Origin of the sequence: Pseudomonas sp. BN411 (genome assembly GCF_029871235.1) — a bacterium.
Taxonomy (GTDB): domain Bacteria; phylum Pseudomonadota; class Gammaproteobacteria; order Pseudomonadales; family Pseudomonadaceae; genus Metapseudomonas.
In genome coordinates, this window is sequence record NZ_SSOM01000074.1 from 67,601 (window position 1) to 82,879 (window position 15,279).

The 15,279-nt window shown below is 64.6% G+C and carries 19 protein-coding genes; 7 read left to right on the forward strand and 12 right to left on the reverse strand.

Features of this window, described 5'->3' with window-relative positions:
• Positions 1–23 precede the first annotated feature (23 nt).
• Together rpoH and E8F06_RS21225 are read left to right on the forward strand one after the other, a co-directional pair.
• Positions 24–878: an RNA polymerase sigma factor RpoH gene (gene rpoH / locus E8F06_RS21220; RefSeq protein WP_280370746.1), complete on the forward strand. Its 855-nt coding sequence runs from the start codon at positions 24–26 to the stop codon at positions 876–878.
• A gap of 60 nt (positions 879–938) precedes the next feature.
• The gene (locus E8F06_RS21225) at positions 939–1,541 is read left to right on the forward strand and encodes a hypothetical protein (protein WP_280370748.1); all 603 of its coding nucleotides are present in this window, start codon (positions 939–941) and stop codon (positions 1,539–1,541) included.
• Positions 1,542–1,632: 91 nt separating this feature from the next.
• Here the strand turns inward: E8F06_RS21225 and mtgA are convergent, their stop codons facing one another.
• Positions 1,633–2,325, reverse strand: a complete 693-nt coding sequence (mtgA, locus tag E8F06_RS21230; RefSeq protein ID WP_280370749.1) for a monofunctional biosynthetic peptidoglycan transglycosylase — start codon at positions 2,323–2,325, stop codon at positions 1,633–1,635.
• Between the two features lie 66 nt (positions 2,326–2,391).
• On the opposite strand from mtgA, the gene E8F06_RS21235 reads away from it, so the two are divergent.
• The 5 genes from E8F06_RS21235 (at position 2,392) to E8F06_RS21255 (ending at position 6,244) form a co-directional block, all read left to right on the forward strand.
• The gene (locus E8F06_RS21235; protein ID WP_280370751.1) at positions 2,392–2,769 is read left to right on the forward strand and encodes a DUF423 domain-containing protein; all 378 of its coding nucleotides are present in this window, start codon (positions 2,392–2,394) and stop codon (positions 2,767–2,769) included.
• Between the two features lie 107 nt (positions 2,770–2,876).
• The gene (gene thiS / locus E8F06_RS21240) at positions 2,877–3,077 is read left to right on the forward strand and encodes a sulfur carrier protein ThiS (protein WP_280370754.1); all 201 of its coding nucleotides are present in this window, start codon (positions 2,877–2,879) and stop codon (positions 3,075–3,077) included.
• 89 nt (positions 3,078–3,166) lie between these two features.
• A complete protein-coding gene (locus E8F06_RS21245) occupies positions 3,167–3,961 on the forward strand; it encodes a thiazole synthase (RefSeq protein WP_271471873.1) in 795 nt (264 codons plus the stop codon).
• A 65-nt stretch (positions 3,962–4,026) separates the two neighbouring features.
• Positions 4,027–4,746 (forward strand): tRNA (guanosine(46)-N7)-methyltransferase TrmB, encoded by a 720-nt coding sequence (gene trmB / locus E8F06_RS21250; RefSeq protein ID WP_280370758.1) that lies wholly within the window; start codon positions 4,027–4,029, stop codon positions 4,744–4,746.
• Between the two features lie 154 nt (positions 4,747–4,900).
• Positions 4,901–6,244, forward strand: a complete 1,344-nt coding sequence (locus E8F06_RS21255; RefSeq protein ID WP_280370760.1) for a DUF1329 domain-containing protein — start codon at positions 4,901–4,903, stop codon at positions 6,242–6,244.
• Between the two features lie 362 nt (positions 6,245–6,606).
• Here the strand turns inward: E8F06_RS21255 and E8F06_RS21260 are convergent, their stop codons facing one another.
• The 11 genes from E8F06_RS21260 to proC form a co-directional block, all read right to left on the reverse strand.
• On the reverse strand, positions 6,607–6,861 hold the full coding sequence (locus E8F06_RS21260; protein ID WP_179058531.1) for a hypothetical protein: 255 nt from the start codon (positions 6,859–6,861) through the stop codon (positions 6,607–6,609).
• A 39-nt stretch (positions 6,862–6,900) separates the two neighbouring features.
• Positions 6,901–7,224 (reverse strand): DUF3392 domain-containing protein, encoded by a 324-nt coding sequence (locus E8F06_RS21265; RefSeq protein WP_120653596.1) that lies wholly within the window; start codon positions 7,222–7,224, stop codon positions 6,901–6,903.
• Positions 7,225–7,284: 60 nt separating this feature from the next.
• Positions 7,285–8,463 (reverse strand): radical SAM family heme chaperone HemW, encoded by a 1,179-nt coding sequence (hemW, locus tag E8F06_RS21270; RefSeq protein ID WP_280370761.1) that lies wholly within the window; start codon positions 8,461–8,463, stop codon positions 7,285–7,287.
• Positions 8,460–9,053 (reverse strand): RdgB/HAM1 family non-canonical purine NTP pyrophosphatase, encoded by a 594-nt coding sequence (gene rdgB / locus E8F06_RS21275; protein WP_151131304.1) that lies wholly within the window; start codon positions 9,051–9,053, stop codon positions 8,460–8,462. The genes hemW and rdgB overlap by 4 nt, the downstream gene beginning before the upstream one ends.
• Positions 9,050–9,469, reverse strand: a complete 420-nt coding sequence (locus tag E8F06_RS21280) for a DUF4426 domain-containing protein (protein ID WP_190833218.1) — start codon at positions 9,467–9,469, stop codon at positions 9,050–9,052. Before E8F06_RS21280 ends, rdgB begins: the two co-directional genes overlap by 4 nt.
• Positions 9,470–9,486: 17 nt before the next feature.
• Positions 9,487–10,107, reverse strand: coding sequence for a methionine biosynthesis protein MetW (gene metW, locus E8F06_RS21285; RefSeq protein WP_280370764.1), 621 nt, complete (start codon positions 10,105–10,107; stop codon positions 9,487–9,489).
• Between the two features lie 3 nt (positions 10,108–10,110).
• Positions 10,111–11,250: a homoserine O-acetyltransferase gene (locus E8F06_RS21290; RefSeq protein ID WP_190833220.1), complete on the reverse strand. Its 1,140-nt coding sequence runs from the start codon at positions 11,248–11,250 to the stop codon at positions 10,111–10,113.
• 119 nt (positions 11,251–11,369) lie between these two features.
• Entirely contained in the window at positions 11,370–13,349 is a 1,980-nt protein-coding gene (locus E8F06_RS21295) for a dynamin-like GTPase family protein (RefSeq protein ID WP_280370766.1), read from the reverse strand.
• 208 nt (positions 13,350–13,557) lie between these two features.
• Positions 13,558–13,854, reverse strand: a complete 297-nt coding sequence (locus E8F06_RS21300; RefSeq protein ID WP_280370768.1) for a DUF167 domain-containing protein — start codon at positions 13,852–13,854, stop codon at positions 13,558–13,560.
• Complete coding sequence (locus E8F06_RS21305; protein ID WP_044871035.1) at positions 13,854–14,447, reverse strand: YggT family protein; 594 nt, start codon at positions 14,445–14,447, stop codon at positions 13,854–13,856. Before E8F06_RS21305 ends, E8F06_RS21300 begins: the two co-directional genes overlap by 1 nt.
• Before the next feature lie 10 nt (positions 14,448–14,457).
• Positions 14,458–15,276 (reverse strand): pyrroline-5-carboxylate reductase, encoded by an 819-nt coding sequence (gene proC, locus E8F06_RS21310; RefSeq protein ID WP_280370770.1) that lies wholly within the window; start codon positions 15,274–15,276, stop codon positions 14,458–14,460.
• Positions 15,277–15,279 lie beyond the last annotated feature (3 nt).

Genomic DNA, 15,279 nt, shown 5'->3' on the forward strand with positions numbered 1-15,279 from the left:
CTTTAGTGAATCGGAGGATTCGCATGACCACTTCCCTGCAACCTGTATATGCCCTTGCCCCCGGTGCGAACCTGGAGGCATACGTGCATGCGGTCAACGGCATCCCGCTGCTGACTGTCGAGCAGGAGCGCGAACTGGCCGAACGCCTCTTCTACGAACAAGATCTGGAAGCGGCACGGCAAATGGTGTTGGCGCACCTGCGCTTCGTCGTGCACATCGCCAAGAGTTACTCCGGCTACGGTCTGGCCCAGGCCGACTTGATCCAGGAAGGCAACGTCGGCCTGATGAAGGCCGTCAAGCGCTTCAACCCTGAGATGGGTGTGCGCCTGGTGTCCTTCGCTGTGCATTGGATCAAGGCCGAGATCCATGAATTCATCCTGCGCAACTGGCGAATCGTCAAGGTCGCCACCACCAAGGCGCAGCGCAAGCTGTTCTTCAACCTGCGCAGCCAGAAGAAGCGTCTGACCTGGCTGAACAACGACGAAGTGCATGCAGTGGCCAACACCCTCGGTGTTGAACCCCACGAAGTGCGCGAGATGGAAAGCCGGCTGACTGGCCACGACATGGCGTTCGATCCGGCGGCGGATGCCGACGACGATACGGCCTTCCAGGCTCCGGCACATTATCTGGAAGACCACCGCTACGACCCGGCGCGTCAGCTCGAGGAGGCGGACTGGAGCGACAGCTCCACCGCCAATCTGCACGAAGCGCTGGGCGGCCTGGATGACCGCAGTCGCGACATTCTCTACCAGCGCTGGCTGGCCGAGGAGAAGGCGACGCTGCACGACCTGGCGGCCAAGTACAACGTCTCCGCCGAGCGTATTCGCCAGCTGGAGAAGAACGCCATGAACAAGCTCAAGGGCTTCATTCAGGCGTGATGCTGAAACCCGGAAAAGCCGCACTTTGGTGCGGCTTTTTTCTGTCTGGAGAAAACCGCCATGCCCATGCCGTCCCTGCGTACCAGCCACTGGCTGCTGTTCGCCTCGGTCGCCGTGCTGTTCTTTTCCCTGGCGCTGTGGATGAGCAAGCAGTCCGATCGCGCGGAGCCGCTGCCCTGGCTGGTGGATTGGCAGGAGTCGGTGATCGTGCCCATGGCCGACGGTGACCTGCCCCTGGAGAAATTGGCCGAGTTGGCGCCCGGTGAGCTCTGGTTGCAGCCGCGTGCGGAAGGACCGCGCCTGATTTATCGCTCGGAACAGGAGCGGGACGAAGGTACCTGGCGCCTGGAGGCCGAGCTGGAGCTAAGCGATGGCGAGCGTGACAGCCTGTCCAAGGCCTTGGGCAAGGGCACCGACGAGCAGCCGCTGAGTGGCGAGATGCTCGATCAATTGTCAGGGCATCGGGTGGCGGTGCTGAACATGGTGCCCATGGGAGAAGTGTCGGCCGCACGCCTGGCTACGAGCATCGGGCCGCCTCGTCTGCGTCTGCGTACCGGTGAGGGCGAGGCGTGGATCTACCCCCAGCAGGGGCTGAGCGCGCACCTGTTGGAAGGCAAGATACAGCTCCTGCACCTGGTGCCCCGCGAGGCAATGAAGCACTGAACGGTGGAGGGCAGGGCCGCGGCCCTGTAGGAGCGAGCTTGCTCGCGAAGTGGGGCGGCACGTTTCTTCGCCAGCAAGCTGGCTCCTACGGTCAGAGCTGTTGCAGGTAGCTGCTGCCGCCGAGCTGGCTCATTTGCCGGCGAATCCAGCCGGCGCGAGTCGCGACGTAACCACTGGGACGCGAAGGGCTCCATTTGCGCGGGTTGGGCAGCACCGCCGCCAGCAGGGCCGCCTGCTGACGTGACAGTCGCGCGGCCGGCACGCCGAAGTGTTGGCGCGCTGCTGCGTCGGCGCCAAACACGCCATTACCCCACTCGACGCTGTTCAGGTAGACCTCAAGGATGCGGTGCTTGGGCCAGAACAGCTCGATCAGGCCGGTGAACCAGACTTCCAGCCCCTTGCGGACCCAGTTGCGGCCGGACCAGAGGAACAGATTCTTCGCTACCTGCTGGCTCAGGGTGCTGGCGCCACGGATCGAGCCGCCGCGCTCGTTGTGTGCTATGGCCTTGCGGATCGCGGGGATGTCAAAGCCCCAGTGTTCGGCAAACTTCTGGTCTTCGGCGGCGATCACCGCGATCTTCAGGTCATCCGGCAGCTCATCCCAGGACACCCAGTCGCGCTTGATGTCGATGGGCTTGCCGTCGATCCATGACTCGATCTTGCGTTCCACCATGACCATCGAGCCCGGCGTCGGCACCCAGCGGAACAGAATCACCAGCAATACGGACGCCGCCGCGAACCAGAGCAGCAGTTTGAACAGGCGGCGGCGAATGGTGCGGAACATGCTGGGTTGGCCCGGGGAAATTTGCGCGCCATTATAGCGGCCGTCCGTCTTCTGTCTGGAGTCCCCATGGCGCGCCTTTTCCTGTTGTTGTCCGCATTCGCCGGTTTCACCGGGGTGGCCCTTGGCGCCTTTGCCGCCCACGGCCTGAAGAGCAAGCTGTCGCCCGAGTACCTGGCCGTGTTCCAGACCGGCACGCACTACCAGCTCATCCATGCCCTGGCCCTGTTCGGCGTGGCTCTGTTGGCGCTCCACATTCCCGGGAGGCTGGTGAACCTGGCGGGCGGCTTCTTCGTCCTCGGTATCCTGCTGTTCTCCGGGAGTCTCTACCTGCTGACCCTCAGCGGCATCGGCAAGCTCGGCATCATCACTCCCTTCGGCGGCCTGGCGTTCCTCGCCGGCTGGCTGTGCCTGGGACTGGCCGCCTGGAATACCGTTCCGCGCTAACTTGACCGTGGCGTCAAATTGCGGGACGAATGGCGCCCTTTTGCCTTGGTGCCGCGAGGCTATCGGGCTAGAATGCCGTCCCCTTTTCCAGTTGTGACTGATCCGTCATGCGCATTCAGTTGAACGGCGAATCCTTAGAGCTTCCCGATGGCCACACCGTCGCGGACCTCCTTTCCCGCCTGGACCTGGCCGGCCGCCGCGTCGCGGTCGAGCTCAATCTCGATATCGTGCCGCGCAGCCAGCACGCCGCCACCGCCCTGCGCGAAGGCGACCGCGTCGAGGTGGTCCACGCCATAGGCGGCGGCTAGTAGCGCGGGTTTCGAACCTGCCCAGTCGCCCCATCCGCAGCACCTGTTCCGCGTATCAAGCAATTTCCTCTGCCCGCCAGGAGTCCAGCATGAGCCAAACGCCGATCGACAAGCCCTTCACCCTCGCGGGCCGCACCTATCAGTCGCGTCTGTTGGTGGGCACTGGCAAGTACAAGGACCTCGAAGAAACCCGCGTGGCTATCGAGGCTTCCGGCGCCGAGATCGTCACCGTCGCAGTGCGCCGCACCAACATCGGCCAGAACCCGGGTGAGCCGAACCTGCTGGACGTGATCTCCCCGGACAAGTACACCATCCTGCCGAACACCGCCGGCTGCTATAACGCCGAAGAGGCCGTGCGCACCTGCCGCCTCGCCCGCGAGCTGCTGGATGGTCACAACCTGGTCAAGCTGGAAGTGCTGGCGGACCAGAAGACCCTCTTCCCCAACGTCGTCGAAACCATCAAGGCCGCCGAGCAACTGGTCAAGGACGGCTTCGACGTGATGGTCTACACCAGCGACGACCCCATCATCGCCCGCCAACTGGCAGAAATCGGCTGCATCGCCGTGATGCCCCTGGCTGGCCTGATCGGCTCGGGCATGGGCATCTGCAACCCCTGGAACCTGCGCATCATCCTCGAAGAAGCCAAGGTTCCGGTGCTGGTGGATGCCGGTGTGGGCACCGCCTCCGACGCCACCATCGCCATGGAGCTAGGCTGCGAGGCCGTGTTGATGAACACCGCCATCGCCCACGCGCAGAACCCGGTAATGATGGCCGAGGCCATGAAACACGCCATCGTCGCCGGCCGCCTCGCCTACCTGGCCGGGCGTATGCCGCGCAAGCTCTACGCCAGCGCATCCTCGCCGCTGGATGGTCTGATCCGCTGAGAACGATCACGATCGAAAAGATCGTGAATGGGTTCTGTAAGTTTTTACCAACAGGTTTTTGCAACATGATTGAAGAACAGGGCTCGCCGGCTGAAGCCGACGAAACGCGCCACCATCGCACCATCAAGAGTTTCGTGATGCGTGCCGGGCGCATGACCGAAGGCCAGCAGCGCGGCCTCGACCAGGGCTGGCCGAAGTTTGGCCTGGAGCTGGCCGACGGCCCGCAGGACTTCGATGCCCTGTTCGGTCGCAGTGCGCCGCGTACCTTCGAGATCGGCTTCGGTATGGGCCACGCCACCCTGGAGATGGCCGCGGCCGCGCCGGAGCAGGACTTCATCGGTGTCGAAGTGCACCGTCCCGGCGTTGGTGCCCTGCTCAATGGCGCCATGACCCAGGGCCTTTCCAACATCCGCGTGTACAGCTGCGATGCTCTGGAAGTGCTGCGCGACTGCGTCGCCGATGGCAGCCTGGACCGCGTCCTGCTGTTTTTCCCCGATCCCTGGCACAAGTCCCGCCACCACAAGCGGCGCATCGTCCAGCCGGCCTTCGCCGAGCTGGTGCGGCAGAAGCTCCAGGTCGGTGGTGTGCTGCACATGGCCACGGACTGGGAGCACTACGCCGAGCACATGCTGGAAGTGATGAATGTCGCGCCGGGCTACCGCAACCTGGCCGAAGACGGTCGCTACGTGCCGCGCCCGGAAGAGCGTCCGATAACCAAGTTCGAGCGTCGCGGCGAACGCCTCGGCCACGGCGTCTGGGACCTCAAGTTCCAGCGCATCGATTGACCGTGCGCCGCCCAGCGGCGCACCGGTACACCTGACTAGACCGGGACCACCCGGCACCTCACCTGATCCGACGATAGCAACGCCTGTGCACTGAGCGGGCGGCATAAGAATAAGAGCGACGTGGCTGCCACTGCGTCGTGAGGAGAAGGCTGTGTTGTTGAGAACATTCGGATATCTGCTCCTGGCCGGCTGCGCCCTGCAAGCCCAGGCCAAGGTCGACGCTACCCAGGCCGCCCGTCTCGGGCAGGACCTCACCCCCATGGGGGGCGAACGCGCCGGCAATGCCGCCGGCACCATCCCTGTCTGGGATGGTGGCCTCGCCACCCCGCCTGCCGGCTACGAGCCGGGCATGCATCACCCTGATCCCTACGCCGGCGAAGCCCCGCGCTTCGTCATCGATGGCAAGAACCTCGGCCAGTACGAGCAGTTGCTGACGCCGGGGCACAAGGCCCTGCTGCAGGAGCACCCGGAGTACAAGCTACGGGTCTTCCCGACCCACCGCAGTGCTGCCGCACCGCAGCGCATCTACGATGCCACCCGCTTCAATGCCGAAAACGGCTCGCTGATCGCCGGCGGCAACGGTGTGGAAGGCGTGGCCGCGGGCGTGCCATTCCCGATCCCGGCCAACGGGCTGGAAGCCATCTGGAACCACATCCTGCGCTATCGCGGCGAGCAGGTTCACTTCACCACCAACCAGGCGGCGGTCCTCGCCAACGGCAGCTACAACCTGCTGAAACTGGAGCGGGACATCTACTTCGTCTACGGTCGCGACGGCATGACGCCGGGCAACCTGGAGAACACCCTGTTCTTCTACAAGTACCGCGTCGTTGCGCCGGCCAAGCTGTCCGGTTCGGCCCTGGTGGTGCAGGAAACCCTCGACCAGGTGCTGTCGATCCGCAAGGCCTGGCGTTTCAACCGTGGCGAGCGTCGCGTCCGCCGCCTGCCGATGCTGGCCTACGACACCCTGCAGCCCGATACCAACGGCCTGGCCACCGCCGACGTGGTGGACTCCTACAACGGTGCGCCGGACCGCTACGAGTGGCAGTTGCTGGGCAAGCAGGAAATGCTGGTGCCCTACAACAGCTATGGGGTGCACCAGGAGGGCATTCCCTACCAGCAGATCCTCAAGACCAGCTACGTGAACCCCGACCTGCTGCGCTACGAGCAGCATCGCGTCTGGGTGGTGGAAGCGACCTTGCGCAAGGGTTTCAGCCATCCCTACGCCAAGCGTCGCTTCTATCTGGATGAGGACAGCTGGCAGATCCTCGCCGTCGATCTCTATGACAAGGACGGTGGCCTGATCGGAATGCAGGAAAGCCATCCGATCAGCTACTACGATGTCCCCATGTTCGGCAGTACGCTGGAAACCATCTACGATTTCGTGGGTGATCGTTACTTCGTCGACGGGCTCGATAACAACGAACCCATGTATGACTTCAAGGCCGTGCTCAGCCCGAGGGACTTCACGCCCCAGGCGCTGCGACGCGAAGGCAACTGATTCCGGCCTGCCTGGCCATCCCAGCCGCCCCTCGGGGCGGCTTTTTAATGGGCGTCTTCCAGGCGCAACAGCCCTGAGCGATTTCAATCGCGAATGAATTCGCTCACACAAGGGGTAGTTCGTAGGGTGGATGACGTTTTTTTCATCCACCAGTGGGCCCCCGACGAACGCCGATGGTGGAAATGAAGAGCGATTTCCACCCTACGGGGCCGCTGCGCGACCCTTGGCGAATGAATTCGCCCCTACAGAGCGAGGCACGGACTCGACCGGTGTGTAGGGTGGATGTCGCCTTTCACATCCACCAGCGGAGTCTTTCCAGACCCCGAGCGGCGAAGCGTGCTCGACCCATCCGTAAGGCGCCGCTAATTGATCAGCTCCGCCCCAGTCAACGTCGCATCCGGCAGGGCCGGGGGTGCGGGGCTGATCTGCATGTACTTGATGCTTTCCCGTGGAATCAGCAGCAGGTCGCCATCCACCTCGATGCTGAGAAAAGGGGACTCCAGTTGGCGGCGCAACCCCCTGGCCACTTCGACCGGGTCGGCGGTTTGCTGGGGAAAACGCAGGGCCAGGCGCTGGCCGTCCTGGAAGTGCAGGTAGAGGTGCTTGATCGGTTTCATGGGCGTGCTCCCGGCGGTGGCGGCCGGGAGCCGCCGATCCTAGTTGCGATCGGCGATCACACCGATCACGAAGAAGACTAGTAGCAGGACGGGCGCCAAGGTGTAGTTGTTGAAGTAGCCCAGTCCTTTGGCCAGCCAGGGCGTCAGGTAGATCATCGCCAGGCCGTAGCCCACCGCGCAGAGCAGCACGAAGAGCAGGGTGCGGAAGAGGAAGTTGAGGCTGCCGATGCGCTGCTGCACCCAGGCGTTCAGGGCGGGGCCGAACAGCACCAGGACGGTGGCCATGATGGCCAGGGCGATGTCATGCAGGTGGCCGCGGCTCCAGCGCGAGAGGGTGGCGATCAGGTCCAGTACGACTTCCATCCAGAGAATCCTTGGCGAAATGGTTCGGGGGCAGACGATTCCAAATCCGTGGTGCGCCCGTCAAGGCAGGAAGTGCTGCAGCAGGTCGTTGAGGAACAACTGACCTTCGGGGGTGGCCACTAGCCGCTCCGGGTCTTTCAGCAACAGGCCACGGGCCTCGGCTTCGGTGCGCGCCGCTGCCAGGTCGGCCAGCGGCATGCCGGTGCGCTGAGTGAACAACGCTGCGGGCACGCCGTCCGTGAGGCGCAGCACGTTCATGAGGAATTCGAAGGGCAGCTCGTTCTGGTCGAGGTGGCGCTCGCCGGCCAGGAAGCGTTTAGCCGGGTCCAGGTAGTCCTTCGGCAGGCGGGTCTTCCAGCTGCGGATGATGCGGCCCTCCGGGCTGCTCAGCTTGGCGTGGGCGCCAGCGCCGATGCCGAGGAAGTCGCCGAAGGTCCAGTAGTTGAGGTTGTGCCGCGCGCGCAGGCCGTCTCGGGCGTAGGCGGACACTTCGTACTGCGCGTAGCCCTGTTCGGCCAGCAGGGCCTGGCCGGCTTCCTGGATGTCCCAGAGGATGTCGTCTTCGGGCAGTTCCGGTGGCTGGTTCCAGAACACCGTGTTCGGCTCCATGGTCAGCTGGTACCAGGAGAGGTGCGTCGGCCCCTGGGCGATGGCGGTTTGCAGGTCTTCCAGGGCGTCTTCGAGGGACTGGTCCGGCAGGCCGTGCATCAGGTCCAGGTTGAAGTTGTCGAAGCCGGCCTTGCGCGCCATGTCGGCGGCACGCACCGCTTCGTCACCGTCGTGGATGCGCCCTAGGGCCTTGAGCTTGGCCTCCTGGAAGCTCTGCACGCCGATGGACAGGCGATTGATGCCGAGCTGGCGGTAGGCGGCGAACTTGGCCTGCTCGAAAGTGCCGGGGTTGGCTTCGAGGGTGATCTCGATATCGCGGGCGAAGGGTATCCGTTGCTCCACGCCATCCAGCAACCGGCCGATGGCGTTGGCGCTGAACAGGCTGGGGGTGCCGCCGCCGAAGAAGATCGACGTCAGCTCACGGCCATGGACATGGCCGAGGTCCTGCTCGAGATCATCCAGCAGCGCGTCGATATAGGCTTCTTCAGGCAGCTCCGAGCCGGCAGCGTGGGAGTTGAAGTCGCAGTAGGGGCACTTGCGCACGCACCAGGGAATATGGACGTAGAGTGCCAGGGGCGGAAGCTGGAAGCCTGCGGCCCCGGCCTCCGGGTGCGTGCCTGGGACTTTCATATCCCCAGCCGCTGCTTGAGCAGGGCCATGGCGCGGGCGCGGTGGCTGAGCTGGTTCTTGTCGGTGGGGGAGAGCTCCGCAGCGGAGCTGTTGCATTCCTCGACCCAGAACAGCGGGTCGTAGCCGAAGCCGTGCTCGCCACGGGCTTCGAACAGGATGCGGCCGCGCCAGCTGCCTTCGCAGAGAATAGGCAGCGGATCGTCGGCATGCCGCATCAGCGCCAGGCTGCAGATGAACTGCGCGCCACGCTCGGCCTCGGGAACGTCGCGCAGGACGTCCAGCAGCTTGGCATTGTTCGCCGCATCGCCCTTGCCGTCGGCGTAGCGCGCCGAATAGATGCCAGGGGCGCCGCCGAGGAAGTCCACCGCCAGGCCGGAGTCGTCGGCCAGCGCCGGCAGGCCGGACAGGCGGGCCGCGTTGCGGGCCTTGAGGATGGCGTTCTCGACGAAGGTCAGGCCGGTTTCTTCAGGCTCGATGTCGCTGAACTCGGCGATGGAGCGCACTTTCACGCTGTCACCGAGCATGGCCTGGAGTTCCTTGAGTTTGCCGGCGTTATGGCTGGCCAGCACCAGTTCTTTGAAGGGCATCATTCGTCGGGGAAGAATTCCTGGTCGAAGCTGAAGCTGTGGGGCGCTTCATCTCCGCGTTGCACGTTGAGGGTGAAATTGAGCATTTCACGCTCGTTGAAGGGGAACTGCGCCAGGTAGTAGATGGCCTCGCCTTCACTGATCTGCTTGAACTGCAGCGGCGTGACCTGGCCGAGCAGGTTCTTCACCTGGCCGCTGACCTGGGCGGTACTGGCCTTGCCGGCCTTGAGCACGGCGACGTTGACCACGCCTTGCGTCTTGCTGCGGGTCAGGCCGACGGCGGCGGCGATGTCCGGCTGCAGGAAACTGGAGTTGAACGCGTTGTAGTGCACGTCCAGGTCGCCGAAGGTCTGCTTGCGCTCGGCAGCTGCCGGCAGCGCCAGGCAAAGGGCGAAAAGGAACAGGGCTAGACGACGCATGGTGTGCCTCCTTCTATTCAGATCGCGATGCGGTGGTCCGCAAGGCTCGGACCGCTGACGCGATAGATGCCGATCTCACCCAACAGATTAGGCCAAACCCGGCTGGGCAGGTTGTGCCGATGCTCATGGTCCACCGCCAGGCGGTCGAGCACTTTCACCTGCATTTCGTGGCACAGCGCCTCGAAATCCTTGAAGGTGCAGAAGTGGATGTTCGGCGTGTTGTACCAGGTGTAGGGCAGGAACTCCGACACCGGCATGCGTCCGTAGCGCGCCAGGTACCAGCGGCAACGCCAGTGGCCGAAGTTGGGGAAGGTGATGATGCATTCGCGGCCGACCCGCAGCATTTCCTGGAGGATGCGATCGGGGTAGTGAACCGCCTGCAGCGCCTGGGTCATCACCACCACGTCGAAGCTGTTGCTGGCGAAGTTGCCCAGGCCCTTGTCCAGGTCCTGCTCGATCACGTTCACGCCACGGTCGATGCAGTGGGCGATGTTCTCGGGGTCGAATTCCAGGCCATAACCGGTGACTTGCTTGTTGTCGCGCAGCCAGGCCAGCAGTTCGCCACGGCCGCAGCCGAGGTCGAGTACACGGCTGCCGGCGGGAATCCAGTCCTGGATGATGTCTAGGTCGGCACGCATGGGTTACACCGCAATCCTGTTCATGTAGCTGCTGAAGGCCTGGAGGTAGCGCGGGATCGGCATGAGGAAGGCATCGTGGCCCTGGGGCGCATCGATCTCCAGGTAGCTGACGTTCTTGCGCGCGGCGGTCAGGGCGTCGACGATTTCCCGCGAGCGGGCCGGGGAGAAGCGCCAGTCGGTGGTGAAGGACATCACGCAGAAGTCCGCCTTGGCCACCGACAAGGTCCGGGCCAGGTCGCCGTCATGGGCGGCCGCCGGGTCGAAGTAGTCCAGCGCCTTGGTCATCAGCAGGTAGGTGTTGGCGTCGAAGCGCCCGGAGAACTCCTCGCCCTGGTAGCGCAGGTAGCTTTCCACCTGGAATTCCACGCTGTGGAAGTCGTAGTTGAGCTTCTCGCTCTTCAGCCCGCGGCCGAATTTCTCGCCCATGGCGTCGTCCGACAGGTAGGTGATGTGCCCCACCATGCGCGCCAGCATCAGGCCGCGCTTGGGGATCACGCCCTGGTCCTGGAAGTGGCCGCCGTGGAAATCCGGGTCGGTGAGAATGGCCTGGCGAGCCACCTCGTTGAAGGCGATGTTCTGTGCCGAGAGCTTGGGTGCCGAAGCGATGGCCAGGCAGTGACGCACGCGGTCGGGGTAGCTGATGGTCCATTGCATGGCCTGCATGCCGCCGAGGCTGCCACCGATCACGGCGGCCCACTGCTGGATGCCGAGGACATCCGCCAGGCGCGCCTGGCTGTTGACCCAGTCTTCCACCGTCATCACCGGGAAGTCGGCACCGAATGGCGTGCCGGTGGCCGGGTTGATGCTGGAAGGGCCGGTCGAACCGTTGCAGCCACCGAGGTTGTTCAGGCTGACGACGAAGAACTTCAGGGTGTCGATGGGCTTGCCCGGGCCGATGCAGCTGTCCCACCAGCCCGGCTTGCGGTCGTCCATGCTGTGATAGCCGGCGGCGTGGTGGTGGCCGGACAGCGCATGGCAGATCAGCACCGCGTTGCTGCGGTCTGCATTCAGTTCGCCGTAGGTTTCATAGACCAGCTCGTAGTCGGTCAGGCTGCGGCCACAGGCCAGTGCCAGCGGCTCGCTGAAGCGCTGTACCCGGGGGCTGACCAGGCCGACGGAATCGGCGGGAATGGCGGTGGGCATCGCGACCCTGCTCTCAATCTGGGAAGGGCGCCAGTCTAAAGAGCGCCGCCCCCAGCGGCAAGCGCGGGGGGCGGCGGCTAAGACGTTGAATAATCAGGTGCTGCGGGCGTTCAGGCGGGCTAGCCACCGCGCTGCTTGCGCGATGCCACCGGCAGGTTGACGACCTTGTTCATGCGCTGCATGGGCGAAGGGCGGCGGAAGGTGCGCAGCATCTCGTTGGCTTCGGCGATCTGCTGCTCCAGTTCCTCGGTGTAGCGCTGCAATTGCTGGCCGCGCTGGCGGGTGAGCTGGGTTTCCTGGGCCAGGGCCTTCAGCCGCAGCATGTGGGTTTCCAGCAGCTGCTTGTGCTCCAGGGTGTGCTGCATCAGCGGCATCAGGGCATCGCCGGCCCATTGCGCGACTTCCAGGCGCAGGCGTTGGTGCATGCCGATGACTTCCTGCACCAGGGTGTCGAAGAAGCGTTTGCCGAGCTGGCGCTGCTCGGTCAGCAGGGTCTTGGGATGCAGGCGGAACTGGTCGGCCTTGGCGCGCAGCTGGCGGAGCTCGCGGAGATAGCGCTGCACATTGAACTGCGGCGCATCGACCCCATTCAGCGGGTTCTCCTCGTTGTGCCGACGGTAGATGGCCGCGACCATCTTGTTGGCCATTTCGGCCTCGTGTTCCAGGCTGTGCAGGTCGTGCTGTACCGAATGGAAGAAATGCACGATGCCCTGGTTGATGCCGACCGTGGTCCAACTGGCAGTGAGTTCGCGGCGCAGGCGTGCCAAGTGTTCGTCCAGGCGCTCGGTGCGCGCGGCATTGCGCAGGACGTCGCCCTGGCGCTTGAGCAGGCGCTGATTGGTTTTCAGGCCGAGCAGGCGGCGATGGTGCTGGGCGTGGTCTTCCTTGGTCCGCGCGGTCAGCTCGAAGAGCATCTGGCCGTTGTCCTGCTGGTGGCTGTCGAGCATCGACTGCTGCTCGCGGACCTTGTCCAGGCGAAGGTTGAGCACGTGCAGGCTGTTCTGCAGCAGCGTCATCATCTGATGCGCCACGTGGTCTTCGATCAGGCGTTCCTTCTGCGTGACGATGCGCTCGCAGAGCAATTCTTCCAGCGCGCCGATCTGGCTGCGGGCAAGCAGTTCGTCGTCCTTGCGCACCTTGGCCAGCAGTGCCTGCTTGGCCGAAAGCGGCAGCACTTCGTCACTGCGGATGCCGAGCTGGCGGGCGGTGGTTTCCTGGATGCGGCGAATGGCGTTCTGCACGAAATTCTCGCCGGCCAGGTCATCCCACAGCACGTCGACCTTGTTCAGCACGGCGAACAGGTGGGCCTGGGTGTCTTCGTCAAGCTGGCGGATGTGCTGCTGCCAGACGCTCATATCGCTGGCGGTGACGCCGCTATCGGCCGAGAGCAGGAAGACAATGGCCTGGGCGGCCGGCAGCATCGACAGGGTGAGCTCGGGCTCGCTGCCGAGGGCGTTCAGGCCGGGGGTGTCGAGGATGCGCAGGCCCTGACGCAGCAGCGGGTGGTCGAAGTTGACCATGGCATGGCGCCAGGCCGGCACCAGGACCTCGCCGGGACGGCCGGTGGAGTCGAGCATGTCCGGGTGGAATCCGAGTTGGATAGCCTGCTCCACTGGCATCGGCTTGGTCCGCGCCACCTGGGTGAAGGCCTGGATCATGTTGTCCGGGTCGCTCGGGTCCAGTGGGATGTTCACCCAATGCCGCGGCGCGCGCTTGAACTGGGCCACGCTGGCCTCCGCCATGCGCGATTCGATGGGCAGCAGGCGGATGTAGGAACGCTCGGAGCGCGGGTCGTAGAACAGCTCGGTGGGGCACATGGTGGTGCGCCCGGCCTGAGACGGCAGCATGCGCTGGCCGAATTCGGAGAAGAACAGGCAGTTGATCAGCTCGGTCTTGCCGCGGGAGAACTCGCCGACGAAGGCCAGGGTGATGTGATCAGTGCGGAGCAGGCGCTGGGCCCGTTCCAGCTTGGCGGAGAGCGCATCAGAGTTGAGCCGGTTGTGTTCCAGCCAGCTTCTATAGCGGGTGATCTCCCGCAGTAGCTCTCGCTTCCAGGCTACGTAGGCGTCGACTTGCTGACTGAGACGCTCCATGCTCATTCAGGCTCTCCTCGGGATCACGCTTCCTGCGTACGGGGAACAGACGATTTTCGAATCGAAATGCCGACGCGGGCAGTCATACCGCGACATCCGAAAGCTTGCTCCGGGGCGGGGTTAAGGCAGAGTGCCAGCCAGTCATTGCTGGGCATTATGCGCCTTGAGGGATGGGCGTCAATTGGCCGGCTCGCCACGCCCGCCTTAAGGTCGGTCAGGACTGCCGAGCGGTCAGGCCCGGCAGGTCGGGGAGGGTACGCGGACGCTGGATTCGCACCCGCTTCTGGCGGTTCAGTTCGCCGCTTTCCAGGCTCACCTGGCTCTTGGCGACCCCGAAGGCCTCCGCCAGGAAAGCCATCAGGTGGGCATTCGCCTTGCCTTCCACCGGCGGCGCGGTGAGGCGGATCTTCAGCCTTTCGCCGTGCAGCCCGGCGAACTCGTCACGGCTCGCCTTGGGCTGCAGATGGCAGTCGAGGATCAGGTCCTCGCCTGCCCAGCGGTACCAGCTCATCAGAGGAACGGGCTGAGGATCTGCGGCATGCCAGTCATGGCGGCCAGGTTGCCGATCACCAGCATATCCAGCAGTTTCAGTGCAATGAAGGCGAAGATCGGCGAAATATCCAGACCGCCAAGGTTCGGCAGCAGCTTGCGAAACGGCATCAGCAGCGGCTCGCAGATCTGGTTCACCAGCTGTGCGCCGGGGTTGTAGCTGCCCGGGGCGACCCAGGAGAGGATCACGCTGATGATCAGGGCGAAGAAGAACACCTTCAGGAACAGCGAGGTGACGCCGATGATCGACCAGATCAGCAGTTGCAGCAGATAGCCGCCGACGCCGTAGCCCATCAGGGTCAGGGTGACGATCATCAGCAGCAGCTGGACGAGGATGGCCAGGACCAGGGAAGCGAGGTCCAGGCCGCCGAAGCCGGGGATGATCTTGCGCAGCGGATTGAGCAGCGGCTTGGTGGCACGCACCACGAACTGGCTCAGCGGGTTGTAGAAGTCGGCGCGCACCAGTTGCAGGATGAAGCGCAGCAGGACGATCAGCAGGTAGAGACTGCCGAGGGTCTGGATCACATAGATGGCTGCGGTGTTGAGTCCGGTCATCGAAAGCTCCTTATTGGCCCAGTTGTTCGGCCAGCTCGGCCGAACGCCGGTCGGCGGCGTTCAGGGCCTGTTGCACCAGGGCTTCGAAGCCGCCGGCCTGGAAAGTTTTGATCGCCGCTTCGGTGGTGCCGTTGGGCGAGGTGACGCGGCGGCGCAGCTCGGCGGCGTCGACGTCGCTGGAAACCGCCATGCGCGCGGCGCCCAGGGCGGTCTGCAGGGTCAGTTGTTCGGCGGTGGCGCGCGGTAGGCCGAGTTTCTCGCCGGCGGCGGTCATGGCCTCCATCAGCAGGAAGAAATAGGCCGGGCCGCTGCCGGATACGGCGGTCACGGCGTCGATCAGTCGTTCCTCCTCCAGCCAGAGGGCGATACCGACGGCGGCCAGCAGATGCTCGGCCTGCTTGCGCTGGGCGGCGCTGACTTCGGTGTTGGCGTACAGGCCGCTCGCGCCCAGGCCCACAAGCGCCGGGGTGTTGGGCATGCAGCGCACGATCGGGCGCGGGCCGAGCCAGGCAGCCAGGCTGGCGCAGGTGATGCCGGCGGCAATGGAAACCACCAGTTGGCCATCCTTCAGGCTGGGAGCCAGGGCCTGGCAGACCGCCTTCATCACTTGCGGCTTGGTCGCCAGGACCACTACGTCGGCGCCTTGCACGGCGTCGGCGTTGCTTTCCACCACTTCGATACCGTGCTCGGCGCTGATCTTCGCGCGCTGCTCGGCGCCGGGATCGCTGGCACGGATGTGGTCGGCGGCGACGCCCTGGGCGCGCAGGCCGCCGATCAGGCTGGCGGCCATGTTGCCGGCGCCAATGAATGCAATGCGGGGAGTGCTCATGAA